Below are 19398 nucleotides of genomic sequence, written 5' to 3' on the forward strand. Positions count from 1 at the left end.
CGTGCCCGACTTCGGTCAGATCACGCCTCAGCACGTGATCTACATCCCGAGCGTCCTTCTCCTCGGGCTCGTCGTCGGATACACCCTGGGCGCGCGCGCCGTGCGCGCGGAGCTCGAGAAGCGCAAGCGCAGGATGAAGGAGTAGGAGCCCGTGGTCGATTTCTCGCTGTCCGAAGAGCACAAGGGTCTCATCGAGACCGCCCGCCGGTTCACGAAGGAGCGGATCATCCCGATCGCGGCCGCGTGTGATCACGAGTCGCGCTTCCCGATGGAGGTCTTCAAAGAGGCGTGGGAGATCGGCCTCGTGAACCCGACGGTCCCGGCCGCGTACGGCGGCTCGGACATGGGCGAGCTCGAGAACGCGATCATCACGGAAGAGCTCGCGTACGGGTGTACGGGGATCCAGACGAGCCTGCTCGCGAACGGCCTCGCGCTCACGCCGATCAAGCTCGGCGGGAACGAGGAGCAGAAGAAGAAGTACCTCGGCATGCTGACGAGCGAGCCGGTGATGGCGAGCTACGCGACGAGCGAGCCTGACGCGGGCAGCGACGTGGCCGGCATCAAGACGCGCTTCGCGCAGCACGGGGACGACTTCGTGCTGAACGGGCAGAAGTGCTGGATCACGAACGCGAGCTACGCGCGGTTCTACGTGATCTTCGCGACGAAGAACCCCGAACTCCGGCACAAGGGCATCGCGGCGTTCATCGTGGATCGCGACACGCCCGGGCTCCGCGTGGGCAAGAAGGAGGACAAACTCGGGCAGCGCGCGAGCGACACGGCGCAGATCTTCCTCGAGGACGTGGTCGTGCCGAAGGCGAACTTGCTCGCGCCCGAGGGCAAGGGCTTCAAGCTCGCGATGGAGACGTTCAACCAGACGCGCCCCGACATCGGCGCGGGCGCGACGGGCCTGATGCGTCGCTGCCTCGACGAGTGCGTCGCGTACGCGAAGGAGCGCAAGACGTTCGGCACGCCGATCGCGAACCACCAGCTCGTGCAGTGGATGATCGCGGAGATGGCCATCCGCGTGGAGGCGACGCGGCTGCTCTACCAGAAGGCCGCGTGGAACCTCGATCACGGCGTGCGCGATCCGATCGTGTCGAGCTTCGCGAAGGCCTACGGCGCCGACAGCGCGATGCTGACGGCCGTCGACGCGGTGCAGGTCTTCGGCGGCAACGGCTACGTGAAGGAATACCCCGTCGAGAAGCTCATGCGCGACGCGAAGGTCCTCCAGATCTACGAGGGGACGAGCCAGATCCAGCGCATCGTGATCGCCAAGCAGCTCTTCGGGGGCTAGCAGGCTGTCGATAAGCTTGCTGCGCGCCCTGGATCGTCGGTCGTCGTCCTCGGAATACGCCTGTATTCCTGCGTCCTCCTCCCTAGCTCCAGGGCGCTCGCGGCGCTTCTCAACAGCCTGCTAGGCTTCCTCCCGCCTTTTCTGAAGCCCCCTCTACACGCGCGCGCCGACCGTTGATATCAACGGGGGCTAAGCGAAATTTCCTTTCGCAGGAGGAATGGCTTCATGCGGACACGTCGCGCGCACCCTTCGACCCCCAAGGCGTCCTCGGGCGCCGGTAAGCTCCTCGGCACGGGCACCCTGCTCGCCTCGCTCGTCAGCGCAGGAGCCCTCGTGGCGCTCGCGTCGGCGTGTAGCGGAGGGGAGAGTGGAGCGGGGGGCTCCGGCGCCGGCACGGGCGGCGCCGGCGCGACGGGCGGCCAGGGCGGCGACGGGCTCCAGGACTTCGTGACGAGCGCGTCGAGCTCGTCGAGCTCCTCCGGATCGGGCGGTGACCCCGGGCCGACGTGCCCCCCGCCCAGCATGGCGGACGGCAAGACGGCGTTCGCGAACGGCTACGGCGACGCGCAGGGACAGACCGGCCTCGCCGTGTCGGTCGACAAGGCGGGCAACATCCTGCTCGCGGGCGCGTTCCGGGGCTCGATCACGCTCGGCGGGACGACCCTCACGAGCGCGGGCGAGGACGACGCGTTCATCGCGAAGCTCCTGCCCACGGGCCAGGTGGCGTGGGCGCAGAAGTTCGGCGACGCGAGGAACCAGTCCGCGACGGGCATCGGCACCGACGCCGAGGGCAACGTGTTCGTGACCGGCATCTTCGTCGGCAACGTGAACTTCGGCGGCGGCACGCTCGCGAGCAACACGAACTTCTTCCAGGACATCTTCCTCGTGAAGTTCTCGCCGAACGGCACGCACATGTGGAGCCAGCGGTTCGGCGGCTCGGACATCGACTACGCGCGCGCGCTTGGCGTCGACCCGTCGGGCAACGTCGTCATCGGCGGATATTTCCAGCAGCAGGTCGACTTCGGCGGCGGCACGTTGACCTCCGCGGGCCCCAAGTTCGACGCGTTCGTCGCGAAGTTCAACCCCCTCGGGCAACACCTCTTCAGCAAGCAGTTCGGCGACGACGCCGAGCAGATCGCGCGCAGCCTGACCGTCGACGGGACGGGCAACATCTACCTCGCGGGCGACGCGTCGGGCTCCGTCAATTTCGGCGGGGGCGCGATGACGGCGACGGGCGCTCCGAGCGCGTTCGTCGCGAAGCTCGACCCGCAGGGCGGGCAGGTCTGGGCGAAGCTCAGCGGGGGCAGCGGCAAGGCCTCGGCGACCTCGGTCGCGGTGTCGCCGGCGGGCACGGTGGCCGTGGCCGGGCAGTTCCAGGGCACGTTCGATTTCGGCGGCAAGCCGATCACGAACATCGACGTCGACGACGCGTTCGTCACCGTGTTGACCGCGGGCGGCGCGCAGACGTTCACGCGGACGTTCGGCGATCCGACCGCGCAGCACGGCGACGCCGTGGCGTTCGCGCCGAACGGGGACGTGCTCCTCGCGGGCGCCTTCACGGGCAACGTGGATCTCGGCGGCGGGCCGATCGCGAGCGTCGAAGGCTTCGACATGTTCCTCGGCCGGTTCGACGCGCAAGACGGCTGCCTCGTCTGGGGCCGTAGCTACGGCGGGCCCCTCTTGCAGCTCCCGCAATCGCTCGCGTTCGATCCGACGACGGGCAATGTCCTGATGACCGGCAGCTTCGGGGGGACGGTCGACTTCGGTCTCGGCCCGGTGACCGCGGCCGGCGACGACGCTTTCCTCCTCGCTGTCAAGCCCTGAAAGAAGGCCACGCGCGCCCCGGGGCCGATTTCCGGGGCGCGTTCATGTGACACGGCGCGGCAACCCAGGCTTCGTCAACCGTCCAATACACGCGTCGCGCGCAGGGGGCGGCAGGGACGGCAAGGTACGGGCGCCGTGGGGGCGTCTCCGGGGCTTGTGGTGCGTCGAGCCCTCTGAGATCCTGTTCGACAGTGCGCGCCTACGTCGAATCTTCGGCGGGAAGGCGCGTGTGGAACGGGTGCACGTCGGTGCGCCCCTCGGAGCTACCCATGGCTTTGTTCCGGCAGCCCTCGAAAGGGATCCTTACTTCGTTCGCCGCGATCACAGGGGTCGCAGCGTTCGCCGCGTTCGCCGCGCCGGCCGACGCGCAGGAGGCCGCCGCGTGCCTCTCGCAAAACCCCGCGGATTGGCCCGCGCCCTCGCGGCCGTACTTCATGATCATCGCCGACACGTCAGGCTCGATGACGACGTGTACGACGCCGCCCACGGGCACGGCGATCGAGTGCAACTCGGCCGCGATGGGGTACAAACTGAACTCCTGCGGCATGATTCCGAGCCGGCTGAACGACGCCAAGTGCGCGCTCCGGCAAACGGTGCAGGCGTTCGGCGGCGAGGTGAACTTCGGGCTCGCGACGTACGCCGGCGTCATGTCGAACTGCCCCGCCGGTGCGTGCGTGAGCAGTTGCGGCGTGCCGAACGGGGGCGGCTGCAACCCGGACAACTACGGGTGTACGATCTCGAACTACACGGACGCCGGCGATCGCTGCGGGAACAACCCGAACTGCACGAATGGGAACGGGACGGGCCCCGCGGACCCGAACTTCGCCGAGAACTCCTGGCGGAACGGCGGCAACATCGTCGTTCCCTTGCCGCAGGATCCCTGGTGGGGGCCCGCCGCGCCCGCGTCGAACGTGCCGGAGCTGCTCAGCTGGTTCGACGGCCAGTGCGGCGACAACAAGGAGCTCTTCGCGGACGGCGCGACGCCGATCGCGGGCTCGCTCCGCACGGTCGCGCAGTACCTGCGCTCGGGCTGGAACCGGAACTGGAGCGAATCGAACTACTGCCTGTCCAACTTCGCCTTCGGCCCGAACCTCGCCACGCCGATCGACCTGAACGATCGTCTCTGCCGCAGCATCAACGTCATCCTGTTGACCGACGGCGACGAGACGTGTGACACCTCGCCCAACGACACGGCCGAGCCCATCGCGGCGGCGCAGAACCTCTGGCAGACCGGCGTCACGCTCGGGACCGGCGCCAACCAGAAGACCTGGAAGGTCCCGGTCTACGTCGTCAACTTCGCGGGCGGCTCGAAGGCCAAGACCGACGCGGTCGCCGCCGCGGGCGGCACCGTGTCGTCGTACTCGGCGAACGACGAGGTCTCGCTCGCGAAGGCGCTCGCGCAGATCATCGGCTCCGCGGCCAAACCCGAGGTCTGCAACAACGGCGACGACAACTGCAACGGCTGCACCGACGAGGGGTACAAGCACTACTGCAACAAGGGCGCAGGCAAGGCGTGCTGCGCCTGGTCGACCCCCGCGCAGCGCACGACCTGCCTCAACAACTACCTCGGCTCGATCACGGGCGCGGATCCCGACGGCAACGAGGCGCTCCTGCCGTGCACGACCGACCAGCAGCAGACGCAGCCGGCGAGCTGGCTTTGCTACGATCCGAAAGAGATCTGCGACGAGGCGGACAACAACTGCGACGGCAACGGGCCGAGCAAGACGAACCTCGTCGACGAGGGGTTCAACAAGTGCGGCAACCCCGCCAAGTGCCCCACGACCGAGACCTGCGACGGGCAGGACAACGACTGCGACGGACAGACCGACGAGAACGTCTGTCCGAACTGCGTGCCCTCGGTCGAGGTCTGCGACGGCTGCGACAACGACTGTGACGGCATGGCGGACGACAACATCGCCGCGGTCCCGTGCGGCCAGTCGACCCCGACGAACTGCCAGGGCACGCAGGCGTGCAAGCCCGCGCAGCCCGTGCCGCAGCCCGGGCAGTGCGTGTCCGGCGGCGGCCTCGCGAACTGCCAGAACAACCCGATCACCGAGACCTGCGACGGCATCGACAACGACTGCGACGGCATCGTGGACGATCAGGTCGCGCCGACGCCGTGCGTGCCCGCGGGGACGCCGGGCGGCATCGTGTACGGCGGCACGAGCCAGTGCAAGCAGGGCCAGAAGCCGTGCGGAAGCAGCACGTGCACGGGCTTCGTGGGTCCGTCGGCCGAGGTCTGCGACGGCATCGACAACGACTGCGATGGCCAGGTGGACGAGCAAGCAGCGGGCGTGGGCACGTCGTGCGGCCAGGCGCTGCCGCCGTGCACGCCGGGCACGCTCGCGTGCGTGAACGGCGCGCTGGTTTGCCAGGGTGGAACGGGCCCGCAGGCCGAGGTCTGCGACAACGTCGACAACAACTGCAACGGCATCGTGGACGAGGCGCCGCTCGCCGACGGCCCGCTCGCCGGGCAGAACGGCTGCTGGCAGAACGTCGGCAACTGCTGCGTCTTCAAGAACCTTCAGTGGTGCCCGCCCGCCGGCGGCACCTGCAACGGCAACGGCACGCTGGTGTCGCCGTGCAACAAGGGCACGCTCGTCTGCACGAGCGGCGCATGGGCCTGCCAGGGTCCCGTCGGTCCGTCGACCGAGCAGTGCGACAGCGCGGACAACAACTGCGACGGCCTGATCGACAACGTGCCCGGCACGGGCGGGCCCTGCGGCTCGGACGTGGGCGAGTGCGTCGCGGGTGTCCAGCAGTGCGGGCCGAACGGCGTGCAGTGCGTCGGCCAGGTCGGTCCCTCGACCGAGATCTGCGACGGCAAGGACAACGACTGCGACGGCCTCATCGACGACAACGTCGGCGGCCTCGGCAAGCCGTGCGGCATCAACCAGCCGCCCTGCTCGCTCGGACAAACGGCGTGCGTGAACGGCGCGATCGTGTGTCAGGGCGGCATCCAGGCGCAGCCCGAGACCTGCGACGGCGTGGACAACGACTGCGACGGCCAGATCGACGACGCGCCGCTCTTCGACGCGCCGAACCCCGGGCAGAACGGCTGCTGGGACGTGCCGGGCAACTGCTGCCAGCACGAGAACCTGCAGTGGTGCCCGCCGCCCGGCGCGTCCTGCGCCGGCAACGGCACGCTCGCGCCGCCCTGCAACAAGGGCACGCTGAGCTGCCAGCATGCGCTCGGCTGGGTCTGCGTGAACGCGAAGGGCCCGCAGGCCGAGGCATGCGACGGCCTCGACAACAACTGCGACGGCACGATCGACGACGGCACGTTCCCGGGTGAAGGCGTGGCCTGCGGCAGCGGCACGGGCCAGTGCGAGCCGGGCCTCATCGACTGCGCGGGCGGCATCCTCGACTGCGTGGGCGACGTGCCTCCGACGAGCGAGACGTGCAACGGCCTCGACGACGACTGCGACGGCACGGTCGACAACGGCATCGTCGTCGGTGGTTCGTGCACGCCGGCCTACGACACGACGCTCTACCCGGGCCCGCGCGACAAGGGCGCCTGCCAGCCGGGCACCTTGCAGTGCGACGGCATGGGCGGCGAGACGTGCATCAACGGCACCGGCCCGCAGCCCGAGATCTGCGACGGCGTGGACAACGACTGCGACGGCTCGATCGACGAGCCGGGCGCCGCGCCGGACGGCATCGACGGCACGGCGAACCCGCTCGACGCGACGCAGACGATCGGCGGCGCTTGCGGCGTCGACACGGGCGCTTGCCAGCAAGGCCAGTGGGCGTGCCTCAACGGCATCTTCGCTTGCCTCGGCGGTCAGGGTCAGACGGACGAGGCGTGCGACTGCGAGGACAACGACTGCGACGGCGTGACCGACGAGCAGGACCCGAACGCCCCGTCGATCTGCGCGCCGGGCAACTCCTGCGTGAAGAGCGGCAGCGCGTGCACCTGCGCGACGCCCTGCCAGGGCGGCGAGTTCCCGTGCCCGCCGGGCCAGGTCTGCGAGGAGGTCATCTCCAGCCAGACCGGCCAGCCGCTCGGCAACTTCTGCATCGCGAACAACTGCGGCGACTGCGCGACGAAGACGGTGAAGGACGCGGCGGGCAAGGTGCTCTGCGCGCCCGCGGGCGCGCCTGCGGACGCGAACTGCGTCGTGCCTCCGGTCTGCGTGTGCAAGGGCATCGCCGGCTGCAAGGAGCCTTGTGACGGCGTGACCTGCGGCGCGGGCGAGGTCTGCACGAACTACGGCCCGAACGCCGGCAAGTGCGTGCAGAACAACTGCTTCAACGTGCCCTGCGTGGGCTGCGGCAAGGTCTGCAACGGCGGCTCCTGCGTGGACAACCCCTGCAAGCCCGACAGCTGCCCGACGGGGCAGGCTTGCAAGCCGAACGATACGTTCACCGGCTTCACGTGCATCGACTCCTGCGCGGACAAGTCCTGCGGCGCGGGTGAGGTGTGCAAGGACGGCGCGTGCGTCGCGGGCTGCGATCCCGCGTGCGTCGGGACGCAGGTCTGCGATCTGTCGCAGTCGCCTCCGGCGTGCGTGGACAACAAGTGCGCCACGCCGAACTGCCCCGACGGTTCGTACTGCAACCCGGTGACGGGCACCTGCGGCAACGACCCGTGCGAAGGCGTGCTCTGCCCGATGGGCCAGGTCTGCCAGAACGGCGATTGCTTGCAGGGTCAGGGCGGCAGCGGCGGCGCGGGCGGCGCGGGCGGCGCGGGCGGCGCGGGCGGCGCGGGCGGAGGAGTGAACCCGATGTCGACCACGGGCACGGGCACGGGCGGCGCGCCTCCGGACGACAGCGTCTGGGGCCTGCCGACGGGCGGCGGCGGATGCGCGTGCGACGTCGGCGCGCAGGATCGGAACAGTGGCTTCGCGCTGGCGCTCGCTGCGCTCGCGCTTGGCATCGCGCGCAGGCGGTCGTCCGGGCGTCGCGGCGTGACGGAGGTGTCGCGATGAGCTCGCTCGGCAAGTCGTTTCAACGCTTGGGGCGGCGCTCGGGCAAACCGAGCCACGCGCCAAACCTCTTCAAGGTGGTCCTCTCGGCCCTCGTGGTCTCGGCGCTCGCGCTCGGGGCCACGGGGTGCACGACGGACGCGTTCTGCTGGGACAAATGCGCCGGCGAGTCGCCGTCGGGCTCGGGCTCGGGCAGCGGCGGATCGGGTGGTCAGGGCGGCGAAGGAGGCGACAACTGCTTCCCGTTCTGCGGCACCGACGGCGGCGGGGGCCAGGCCGGCGCCGGCGGCGGCGGTCCGTGCGTCCCGACGAACGGCGGCATCGAGATCTGCGACAAGCTCGACAACGACTGCAACGGCGCGGTCGACGACAGCCCGAACATCAACCTCGAGAGCAAGACGACGTGCGGCACGTGTGACAACAACTGCTTCACGAAGCTGCTCAACAACGATCCCGCGAGCATCACCTGCGTGCCGAGCCCGAACCCGGGCACGGTGCCGGGCGAGTGCAAGGGCACGTGCGCGTCGGGCTACTACGACATCGATGGCGACGGTCCCTGCGAGTACTACTGCATCAAGAACACGCCGGACGACGCGTCGTGCAACAACAAGGACGACGACTGCGACGGCGTGAAGGACGAGGACGTCGATCTCTGCACGAGCACGACGGACTGCGGCAAGTGCGGGAACAACTGCGTCGCCATCAACGGCACGTCGGAGTGCAAGACGACGGCGGGCGCCGGCGAGGCGTGCACCCCGGCGAACACGCAGTGCCAGATCAAGCAGTGCGACGTGGGCTGGTACGATCTCGACAACTCCGCCGCGACGGGCTGCGAGTACCAGTGCACCCCGTCGAACGGCGGCGTCGAGAAGTGCGGCGACAGCCTCGACAACGACTGCGACGGCAAGATCGACGAGGCCGACGACCTCTCGATGGATCCGCAGATCGGCAAGAACTGCTTCGGCGATCCGGACGGCATCTGCGGCCTGCTCGCCGCCGCCGGCAAGACGGCGTGCGTCGGGAACAAGGTCGTCTGCGCCGGGCCGAACGTCGTCGTGGAGGGGCAGATCCAGGAGATCTGCAACGGCCTCGACGACGACTGCGACGGCCAGGTCGACGACAGCCCCACGGACGCCGGCAACTCCTGCGGCCAGAGCAACATCTTCCCCTGTCAGTACGGCAAGCAGCAGTGCCAGAACGGCCAGCTCGTTTGCATGGGCGCGGTGAACCCCTCCGCCGAGCTCTGCAACGGCCAGGACGACAACTGCAACGGGGCGATCGACGACATGCCCGTCGACGTGGGCGCGTCGTGCGGTTTGACCGACGTCGGCCCGTGCCAGAAGGGCGTGGAGCAATGCCTGCCCGGCGGCCAGAAGACCTGCGTCGGTGAGATCGCGCCGAAGGCCGAGACGTGCAACGGCCAGGACGACGACTGCAACGGCCTCGTCGACGACGTCGCGGGCACGGGCTCGGCGTGCGGTCAGAGCAGCACGGCGCCTTGCAAGCTCGGCACGCTCCAGTGCGTGGGCCAGTCGCTCACGTGCGTCGGCAACATCGACCCGAAGGCCGAGACCTGCAACACGATCGACGACGACTGCGACGGGCAGGTCGACGAGAGTATCCCGGCCCAGCCCTGCGTGCCGGTCGGCGCGCCGCCGAACCTCGTCTACGGCGGCCTGAGCAAGTGCGTGAAGGGCACGCAGGCGTGCGGCGGCGCGTGCACGGGGTACATCGGGCCGAGCACCGAGACGTGCAACAGCCTCGACGACGACTGCGACGGCATCGTCGACAACAACCTGAACCTCGGCGCTTGCAACGTGCCGCCTGCGCCTCCCGCGGGCGCGACGTCGCCTTGCAAGCCGGGCACGTTCGTCTGCACGGGCGGCGTGCAGACCTGCCAGAACTTCACCGGACCGTCGGCCAGCGTCGATAGCTGCGGCGTGGACTCGAACTGCGACGGCACGCTGACCGGCCAGCCGAACCTGCAGACCGACGTCGCGAACTGCGGCGCGTGCGGCAACAGCTGCTACGCGAACGCGGTCCACGCGATCTGGTCGTGCACGTCGGGCATGTGCGCCTTCCAGGGCTGCGAGAACGGCTACTACGATCTCAACAACGATCAGAAGTGCGAGTACGTCTGCAACTACAAGCAGGCGCAGGAGATCTGCAACGGCGAGGATGACGACTGCGACGGGCAGATCGACGAAGGCGTCGTCGCGCCGACGCCGGTGCAGGTCTGCGGCGTGAGCGTCACGGCCACGCGGCCGGAGTGCACGTCGCAGGTGACGGTCGCTTGCACGCAGGGCGCGTGGAAGTGCACGTTCCCGGCGGGCGTGTGCAACGGTCCGGCCCCGAACTATTGCTCGGGCGCGACCGAGACCTGCGACAACCTCGACAACGACTGCGACGGCATCCTCAACGAGAACGTGCCGAACTACGGCAAGGCCTGCTCGAGCGACGACGGCCTGCCGGCGCCCGGACACGGCGCGTGCCGCACGACCGGCACGTTCGTGTGCAACGGCGGTAGCGCCACGACGTGCAACGCGGTCAAGGCCGACTGCGCGACGTTGCCCGGCGGCTGCACCGAGACCTGCGACGGCGTGGACAACGACTGCGACGGGCTCGTCGACGAGACGTACGTGTCGAAGGGCTCGAACGCGACGTACTACGTCAAACCCGCGGTCACGCGCATCAACACGAACCTCTGGATCTACAGCTACGAGGCGAGCCGGCCGAACGCGGTCTCCGACATCGCCAACAACGTCATCACGCCCGGCAACGGCAACGGCTACCACACGACCGCGCCTGCGGGCACGACGCTCGACAAGACGCTCGCGTGCTCGGTGCCCGGCAAGCTGCCGTGGTTCAACGTGACGCCGGCCGAGGTCGAGCAGACGTGCAGCGCGATGGGCGGGTTCGTCTGCTCGACGGCCGACTGGACGACGTCGTGCCAGGCGACCCTGGGCTGCTCCTACGGCTACAACCCGCGCGGCGCGGCGTGCACGTCGACCTACGACACCACGACGAAGTTCTGCAACATCGGCCCGTCGTTCGACTTCAGCTCGTCGATCGCCGGGGATCAGGACGGCCTGCTCTTCACGGGCTCGACCAGCCTGAAGAACTGCTGGGCGGACTGGTTGAACCTGCAGGGCAACACGGCCGCGACGGGCAAGGTCTTCGACATCACGGGCAACCTCCGTGAGATCACGAAGAGCGCGACGAACACGTACCCGCTCATGGGCGGCGCGTTCAACACCGGCGATCAAGGCGGCGCGACGTGCTCGTTCCAGTTCTACACGGTCGATCAGACCTTCAAGCTCTTCGACCTCGGCTTCCGCTGCTGCTTCTCGGTGAACCCCGGCTGACAAAACGAATCGAGCGGGCGCCTCTCGCGGCGCCCGCTCGATCCTTCGCTCCCCTCGCGGAGGCGCGCCTCACGCGCGCCCCTCGCGGACTCGCTCAATCCCTGCGATCCTGATGATTCGAGAGCGCCGCGCCGTCGGCCGCGGGCAGCGTGAAGTGGATCGTGCTCCCACGACCCACCTCGCTCAGCGCGCCGATGTGCCCGCCGTGCGCCTCGACGATGCCCTTGGCGACGTAGACCCCGAGGCCCATGCCCTGACACGCGCGGCGCCCTTCCGGCGGCCTGCGCGAGAAGAGCATCGGCCGATCGAGCTCGGCGATGCCGGGGCCCGTGTCCGTCACCGAGAAGCGCGCGCCGGAGGACGTAGGCTCGACGCGGAGCGTGATCGACCCGCCTTTTTGCATGAAGCGCGCGGCGTTGCCGACGAGCCGTGAGAGGACCTGCAGCACGCGGGCGCGATCGACGTAGAGCGCAGGCAGGTGCGGCGAGACCTCCTTCACGACCGCGATCGGACGCTGCGCCGTGGCGAGCGCAGCGGCGAGCGCAGCGGCCTCCACGATCGACGCCGCGTCGTGCACCTCTTGCCCGATCGGCAGCCTGCCCGCGTCGATGTTCGCCGCGTCGACGAGATCTTCGACGATCTGGTTCATCTCCAGCGCGGAGCGCTTGATCGTTTGCAGTTGACGATCGTGCGCCGGATCCCCGCCGAGCTCGCGCGCGAGCAGCGTCGTCGTCACCATCACCACGCCGAGCGGGTTGCGCAGGTCGTGCGATACGATGGTGAGCAGCTCCGCGCGCTGCGCTTCGGCGGCTTTGGCGCGCCGTTCGAGCTCTCTGCATCGCCGCTCGAGCTCGGCGACGTAACGCGCGTCTTTGGTTTGCCCGGCCGGCATGCGAGCGCGCGTGGTCGCGGGGCGCGTCGTGCCCCGAGACGGCCCATTCGCCGGCTTGCTTGCTTGTTTGCGTTTCCTCGCTTCGGCCACGATCGCCTCTTTCCTTGCAGGGTACCGTGACCTCGCGTGGCGCATGCAGTCGGAGAACGCCTCACTCGGCCATCCGTGCTGCGATGTCCGGAAGAGCCGCGTCGGGTTTCTCCCGATATGCCGCTCAGGCCCGTCTCCACGGCCCAAGAAGGGCACGAATCGGTGCCTGAGGTTCCTCGCCTGCGGCTATCATCGACCCTTGCTCGCGACGCACGCCGCGGCGCGAGTGAGGAGTCGGCGGCGACGCGCGCGCCCCAACGAAACCGGGGGTTTTACGTCGTGAAGACGACAGACGAAACTGGGCTCGGGCAACAACACGGCGGTCTCTCGCCGCTTGTCCTCGTGGTCGACGACTTCGACGACAACCGCGAGATGTTCACGGAGTTTCTTTCGTTCTCCGGGTTCCGCGTGGCGCAGGCTTCGACCGGGCGGGAGGCGCTGGCGCAAGCGTTCTCCCTCTTGCCCGATCTGATCCTCATGGATCTCTCGTTGCCCGAGCTCGACGGCCTCGAGGCGACGCGGTGCCTGAAGAGCGACGAGCGGACCAAGCGCATCCCGATCGTGGCGCTCACGGGGCACGCGCTCGCGGGTCACTCGAAGGACGCGAAGGAAGCGGGCTGCGACTCGTTCTTGACGAAGCCGTGCCTGCCCGACGCGCTGGTGACCGAGATCAAGCGGGTCCTCGGCGCGCGCGCTCGATAGCGGCACGACGAACCGACGACGACACGGAAGGGGGGGAACATGGGAGCGTCCGAGGGCTCACGGGTGGGCGTGCGCGCGGATGGCGTCACGCAAGAGGCGGGCGGCTTCGTCCCAATCGACGGGCTTGACGAGCACGGCGTCGAACGCGCTGTTCGCGAGCTTGGCGCGCGCGGAGAGATCGCGCCGCCCGGTGCAAGCGAAGAGCGCCATCCGCTGGGTGGCGGGATCGGAGCGGAGCGCTTCGGCCACGACAAACCCGTCGATGCCGGGCATGCGCAGATCACACAGGACGGCGTCCGGTACGTCCTGCGTGGCGAGGAAGACGCCGCGCAGGCCGCCTTTCGCCCGCTCGACCTGGAAGCCGTGCGCTTCGAGCGAGGCCTCGGCGATCGCGAGGAAATCGGGATCGTCGTCGACGATGAGCACCCGCGGGCGAAACGCGCTGGTCTGCTCCATCTCGCCCGCCCCGCCCATCGTCGACGCCATCCCGCCCCCCCCGCCTGCACGCAGATCGCCGCCCGCGCGAGTACGCGCGCGACGAGACGCTTCGCTCCCCCATGTCTTGGACCGCCCTTCGCGATGCGCAATGCGGCGGCGCGGTCTCTGCGATCTTCGTCCTCGCGCGACGCGCGATCCGTCCAGCGGCTCTCTCCGCGATCTCCGCGCAGCTCGGCATCTCCCGCGTGCGACGCAGTGTGCGTCGTGTGCTCGGTCAACGCTTACCGCGCCCGTTCTCGGGCTCTAGAGTGTGCCTCATGAGTGTCGACGAGGTTTTCTTCGACCGCGTGGCCCACGACCTGCGTGGCGAGCTCTCGACGATGCTCGCCGGCGTTCACTACTTGCTCCGGTTCGGCCGTGATCTCGCGCCTCCGACGCGCGAGATGCTCGAGCGGGTGAGCGGGGCCGGCGAGCGGCTCACGCGGATGCTCGCGGAGCTCGACGACGCCGTCTGGCTGCTCGATACCCAGAAGCCGCTCGTGCTCGCGCGGCTCCGCTTTGGCGACCTCATCGACGAGGTGATGGCGCGCGTGGAGCCGACCGTGAAGACGCGCGGCGTGCGGGTCGTCCTCGACTTGACCGAGGCAGACGCCGCGACCGAGATCGTCGGTGACGAGGAGCTGCTCGCCACGGCGCTCACCTCGGTCGTCGATCTCGCGACCCTGCGCGCGCCCGCGGGCACGGTCCACGTCATGGTCGAGGCTCGGGACGGCACGCCGATCGTGCGCGTGCGGGACGAAGGCGACGTCGTGCCCAAGGACGTGCTCGCGCGCCTCTTCGAGCCCTTCGTCGAGCGGGAGATCGTGCCGCGCGAGACGCACGGGCGGCGCAAGCTCAGGCTCGGGATCGGCCTGCCGATCGCGCGGGCGATCTTCGAAGCGCACGGCGGCTCGCTCGTCGTGGAGCCGGGCGACGCAGGGCTCACGCTCCGCGGCGTGATCTCGCTCCGCAAGGCCTCGGAGATCCCCCCCGAGCCCGAGAAGGCGCGCGCCGCGTCCGGCTAGCCCCGCGCTTGCGACGACCGGGCGGGCATGCTCCGCTCGCCTGCATGGCACGCGCTGTGGTCGTCTTCCTGGGTGCTGGAATCACGCTCCTCGCGGGCTGCTCCGAGCCAGCGGGCGCCGCGCGCACGTGCAGCGGCGTCGCGCTCGACGGCGCGCTCTTGATGCTCGCGACGAACCTGCAGGCGAGCGGCCTCGGGCGCATCGACGAGGCCGGCTGCTTGACCGAGATCCCGGACATCGCGCTCGGCGTCGACCCGCTGCTCTCGTCGGGCTTCGGTGGGCCGTTCGTGTGCGTGCGTGATCAGGGGCTCGTGCGTGGCGTCGATCCGGACTCGCTCGCGCTCACGCGCACGTGGGTCGCGTTCGGCGAGTCCGAGACGACGTTCGAGCTCGCGACGGGCGGCAAGGCGGGCGGGCCACACAACCCGCACGACGCCGATCTCGATGCGGAAGGCCGGCTTTGGGTCGCGCGGTACGAGCAACCCGGCGTCGCGGTGATCGAGCCCGACGGGAGCTTCGACGGCGTGGTGGATCTCTCGATGTTCGCCGACGTCGACGGCCTTCCCGAGATCGAGGCGCTGCGTGTCGTCGGCGATCGCGCCTTCGTCGCGGTGCAGCGCCTTGATCGTCGCACGTGGAAGCCCGCGGAGAACGGCGCGCTCGTGGAGATCGACGTGGCCTCGCGCAGCGTCGTCGGCTCCGTCGATCTCGGCGGGAAGAACCCGTTCGGTCGCATGAGGCCGGTGCCGTGGGATCCCGCGGGCCGAACCCTGGTGCTCGCGATGCCGGGCGACTTCTACGCGATCGACGACGGGCACGCGGCTGCGATCGTGGATCTCGACACCCTCTCGGTGACGGGCATCGCCGAGGAGAGCGCGGTCGGCGGTTCCATCGCCGAGGTCGAGCTCGCGGCGCCGGACGAGGCGTATGCGATCGTCGCGGGCACGGGGCTCGAGAACGCGACGCGCCTCGTGCGCTTCGATCCGTCCGGAAAAACCGAGCCGATCGTCCTGGCCGATACGCGGGAGGGGGGGCAGGGCGGTAACTACGACTACTGGGGCCTCGCGGTGGTGGGGCGTCACGTCCTCCTCGGCGACAAGGCCTACGGCGCGCCCGCGATCCACATCTTCGAGCGCGCGTCGGGGCGCGAGGTCGGCGCCCTCGTGCCGGAGCGCCTTCCGCCCGTGTCGCTCTTGCCCTTGCCGTGAACGAGTGCCTTTCGCCCTTGTGCCTCCCGGGCGAACTTCGTTTACCATCGATGGAAATCCCTTGGCTGACCGAGCCCCTTCATCGATGTTGAGCTCTGCGCTCGCCGAGCGTGGCGTGCCGATGCGTTCCCTCGAAGAGGCGATCGCGCGGCAGGTCGTGCATGGCGGTGACCTCGTGACGAACCTGCTCGAGGTCGGCGGCGCCCGCGAGGAGATGCTCGTGCCTCTGCTCGCCGAGGTGCTCGGCCTCGAAGAGGCGCCCTCGGGCAAACTCCCGCTGCCGCCCGCCCCGGTGCTGCGCCTCGTGCCCGGCGATCTCGCGATCAGGCACGGCATCTTCCCGCTCGCGCTCACGCGGCGCGTTCTCACGATCGCCACCGCCGAGCCCCTCTCGCCCGCGGTCGAAGGGGACCTCGCCTTCGCGCTCGCCGTCGAGATCCGGCAGAGCGTCGCGCCGCTCGTGCGGATCCGTCAGGCGATCGCAGAGGCCTACCAAATCCCGCTCGATCGCCGCTTCCTCCGGCTCGTCGCGAGGCTCGAGAGCCGCCCCGATCCGAGCCCGACGGTGATGCCGCCGCCGCGCAACATAGAGCCTCCGCGAGGCTCGTCGCGCCCGCCGCCCGAGCGCGCCGCGGAGCCTCCCGTCGCGACGCCGCAGCCGCCCACGCAGACGCCGGACACGCTCGTCGCAGGCGCGCCTCCGCCGATGGCGCCGACGCGCACGAAGCTCTCGGCCACGCCCGCGACGGCACGCGCCGCGCGCTCGGATCACCCGAAGCCCGTGCCGACCGTCGAGGTCATCGAGCCGAAGCCGGCGCCCGCGCCCGCGGCCGTTCCAGCGCCCGCGCCGCGCCGGCTCACCAGCGACGAGATGCCGGAGACCATCGCCGCGCCGCCGGAGCCCGCATCCATCGCGGACGCGGCCGACGAGGAAGAGGCGCCCGTCTCGCGCCGGCCCGAGCGTCTCGTGCGGCGCGAGTCGACCCGCACGCGCACGGGCACCAGCGTGCTCCGCCGCGCGGTCACGGGCGATCGCAAGACACGCGTCGCCGAGGCGCCCGATCGCCGCGCCGCGCGGCCTCGCCGCAAGGGCCCGTTCACCGCGGCGATGGCCGAGGAGGAGCTCGGCGAGGCGACCACGACCGACGCGGTCCTCGACATCTTCTTCGCGTTCGCCCACCAGTTCTTCGAGTACACGGCGCTCTTCGTCGTGCACGGCGACGTCGCCGACGGGCGTGACGCCTCGGGCCCGGGCGCGGGCGCCGCGCGGCTCATGTCCCTCGCTGTGCCCCTCGGTCGCCCGAGCCTGCTCGCCCTCGCACGCGAGCGCAGGGCGCCCGTGATCATGCCGCCCGCCGTCGGCGATCTCGACGTCGAGATCAGCTCCGAGCTCGGTCGGTCGGGCCGCACCGAAGCAGGCACGCGCGCGGCGGCCGTGCTGGTCCTGCCGATCGTCGTACGAAACCGGACCATCGCGCTGCTCTACGGCGACGACGGCGCCGTCGACGTCGAGCTCTCCGCGCTCGGGGACGTCATCGCCATCGCGGGTCTCACCGCCGAGGCGATCGAGCGCGCCATCCTGCGCAAGAAGCGCGGCGACGCGACGGGCGACGGCGTCCCGGCGAAGCGCGCGCAGAGGCCCGCGCCTCCGCCCCAAGCTCCGGGCGCCGCCCGGCAGGTCGGCCTCGTCGCGCTCGCGCGCGCCTTCGAGCTGCCCGCGCGCCCCGCGGACGCCGCCGCTCCCGTGCCGTCCCCCGCGGCCGAGCCAAAATCCCCGCCGCCGCCAGCCATCTCGTCGATCGCCGTGACCTTGCCGTCCGCCTCGGCGATGGCGCCGGCGATGCTCCAGGCGAACCCGCCGAACGCCCCGCGGCCCGGAGACGAGACCTCCTTCGCGGGCATCGCTTCGAGCCAGCCGAGCCCCGCTCCCGCGCCGTCGCGCGCGGCCGCGGCCCCTCCGCCCCCGGCCGCGACGCCTTCGCCCCCGGCCGCGGCTCCTTCAGCCCCCGCGCTCGTCGAGACGCTCCAGAGCCCCACGCCGGCGCCGGACTCCGTCGTCCCGAAGGTCGAGCCGCTCGCCCTGCGCCCGCCCGACTCCGACACCGCCTGGGACCTCGCCGGCCGCCGCGGCCCCGCGTCCCGTCGCCGCCGCACGCCCCTCGGCGTCGTCGCCACGGGCCGGATGCGCCTCAGCTCCACCACGCCGCCGCCCCCGCCCACCACGGCCGTCTCCCGGCTTCCAGAGGCCGGCCCCGTGCCCGCGCCAGGCCCGCCCCCGCGCGCCGCTCGCCGGGCCGTCGCGCCGGCCTTCGGTGGCCGTAGCAAGGCCTCCCTGGGCCTCGGCGCGCAGCCCTTGCCCCCCGAGCCGCCCCCGAACGCCATCGCCGCGCCGCCCACGCCTCCCGTGCCCCCCGTGCGGCCCGTCGTGGCCACCGCGCCAGCGCCCCCGCCCGACGCCCTGGCACCCCCGCCCGACGTCCCCGCGGCCCCGGCTACACCCGCGCCGCCCGTGCGCGTCCCGCCGCCGGCGGGCGATACGACCACGCCCTCCCCGCCGGAGACACTCCCCGGACCGCCGATCGACGGATGGGGGCTGCGCCCGGACCAGCCAGGCCACGCCGCCAAACCGAAGAAAGAGCCCAGCGCGGCCCCTGCCGTCGACTGGAACGTCGGTCCCGCGGGCAGCACGCTCCCGAACCGCGGACGCGCCCCGGGCCCCGATCCCGTCGCCCTCGTGCATCGGTTCCTCGAGGCGGGCACGGAGGACGGCGACGCCCAGAAGGAGCTCGTCCGTCTCGGCGAGGCCGCCATGCAGGCCATCATGGCCCGCTTCCCCGGCCCCCTGCGCATCGACGCCCGCGTCCTCTCGCGTGGCGCCGATCTCCCGCTCGCCTCCCGCAGCGGCTCTCTGCTCGCCCTGCTCGTCGCGATCGGCCGTCCCGCCGTGCCCTTCCTCGCGGTGCGCAGCACAGCGGGTGATCCCGACGTCCGCTTCTGGGCAACCCACCTGCTCGGCGAGCTCGCATATCCCGAGAGCGCGCAAGCCGTCTTCGCGCGTCTCTTCGACGACGCCGCCCCCGTTCGTCGGGTCGCACGTCGCGCAGCGGCGTCGCTCATCGCCGCGGGCCCCGCGACCGAAGCGCCGCTCCTCCCGATGCTCGAGCGCCTCGTGCGGAGCCCAGGCGAGCGCGTCGGCCGGCGCCTCCTCGCCATCGAGTCCCTCGGCGAGCTCGCCATCCCCAAGTCGGTCCCGGTGCTCATCGCCACGCTCGGCGAGACCACCGCGGAGCTCGTCGACGTCGCACACCGCGCACTCGTGCACGTCACGCGGCACGACTTCCGTCGCGACGCACGCAAGTGGAACGACTGGTGGTCCACGAACGGCACACGCAGCCGCATCGAATGGCTCATCGACGCACTCCTCTCCGAATCACCCACGATCCGTCGCGCCGCCGCAGAGGAGCTCGCACCGCTCGTCGGCCGAGATCTCGGCTACTACGACGATCTCCCCGAGGACGAACGCGAAGCCGCGCAGGTCCGCTACGTCCTCTGGTGGGAACAGGAAGGCCGCCTGAAGAAGCGCGGTTGAGGTG

At 70.6% G+C, this 19398-nt stretch carries 11 protein-coding genes; 9 read left to right on the forward strand and 2 right to left on the reverse strand.

What is annotated here, in order from left to right; genetic code table 11:
- Position 1 precedes the first annotated feature (1 nt).
- The 5 genes from QHF85_RS35665 to QHF85_RS35685 all read left to right on the forward strand — a co-directional run bounded on the left by QHF85_RS35665 (position 2) and on the right by QHF85_RS35685 (position 11411).
- Positions 2-145: a hypothetical protein gene (locus QHF85_RS35665; RefSeq protein ID WP_170228964.1), complete on the forward strand. Its 144-nt coding sequence runs from the start codon at positions 2-4 to the stop codon at positions 143-145.
- Positions 146-151: 6 nt separating this feature from the next.
- A complete protein-coding gene (locus tag QHF85_RS35670; protein WP_281331865.1) occupies positions 152-1294 on the forward strand; it encodes an acyl-CoA dehydrogenase family protein in 1143 nt (380 codons plus the stop codon).
- Positions 1295-1519: 225 nt separating this feature from the next.
- On the forward strand, positions 1520-3118 hold the full coding sequence (locus QHF85_RS35675; protein WP_281331866.1) for an SBBP repeat-containing protein: 1599 nt from the start codon (positions 1520-1522) through the stop codon (positions 3116-3118).
- Between the two features lie 269 nt (positions 3119-3387).
- Entirely contained in the window at positions 3388-8049 is a 4662-nt protein-coding gene (locus QHF85_RS35680; protein ID WP_281331867.1) for a MopE-related protein, read from the forward strand.
- On the forward strand, positions 8046-11411 hold the full coding sequence (locus tag QHF85_RS35685) for a MopE-related protein (RefSeq protein ID WP_281331868.1): 3366 nt from the start codon (positions 8046-8048) through the stop codon (positions 11409-11411). The genes QHF85_RS35680 and QHF85_RS35685 overlap by 4 nt, the downstream gene beginning before the upstream one ends.
- Before the next feature lie 94 nt (positions 11412-11505).
- Here the strand turns inward: QHF85_RS35685 and QHF85_RS35690 are convergent, their stop codons facing one another.
- A complete protein-coding gene (locus tag QHF85_RS35690) occupies positions 11506-12393 on the reverse strand; it encodes a HAMP domain-containing sensor histidine kinase (protein ID WP_281331869.1) in 888 nt (295 codons plus the stop codon).
- A gap of 279 nt (positions 12394-12672) precedes the next feature.
- Here QHF85_RS35690 and QHF85_RS35695 point away from each other — a divergent pair, with 279 nt between their 5' ends.
- On the forward strand, positions 12673-13095 hold the full coding sequence (locus QHF85_RS35695; RefSeq protein ID WP_281331870.1) for a response regulator: 423 nt from the start codon (positions 12673-12675) through the stop codon (positions 13093-13095).
- Between the two features lie 57 nt (positions 13096-13152).
- Here the strand turns inward: QHF85_RS35695 and QHF85_RS35700 are convergent, their stop codons facing one another.
- Entirely contained in the window at positions 13153-13581 is a 429-nt protein-coding gene (locus tag QHF85_RS35700) for a response regulator (protein ID WP_281331871.1), read from the reverse strand.
- 269 nt (positions 13582-13850) lie between these two features.
- Here QHF85_RS35700 and QHF85_RS35705 point away from each other — a divergent pair, with 269 nt between their 5' ends.
- The 3 genes from QHF85_RS35705 (at position 13851) to QHF85_RS35715 (ending at position 19394) form a co-directional block, all read left to right on the forward strand.
- A complete protein-coding gene (locus tag QHF85_RS35705) occupies positions 13851-14597 on the forward strand; it encodes a HAMP domain-containing sensor histidine kinase (protein ID WP_281331872.1) in 747 nt (248 codons plus the stop codon).
- Between the two features lie 44 nt (positions 14598-14641).
- The gene (locus QHF85_RS35710) at positions 14642-15805 is read left to right on the forward strand and encodes a hypothetical protein (RefSeq protein WP_281331873.1); all 1164 of its coding nucleotides are present in this window, start codon (positions 14642-14644) and stop codon (positions 15803-15805) included.
- 85 nt (positions 15806-15890) lie between these two features.
- Positions 15891-19394 (forward strand): hypothetical protein, encoded by a 3504-nt coding sequence (locus QHF85_RS35715; protein WP_281331874.1) that lies wholly within the window; start codon positions 15891-15893, stop codon positions 19392-19394.
- Positions 19395-19398: the final 4 nt, after the last annotated feature.

Origin of the sequence: Polyangium sp. 6x1, from assembly GCF_029946515.1 — a bacterium.
In the GTDB taxonomy this organism is placed as follows: Bacteria; Myxococcota_A; Polyangia; order Polyangiales; family Polyangiaceae; genus Polyangium.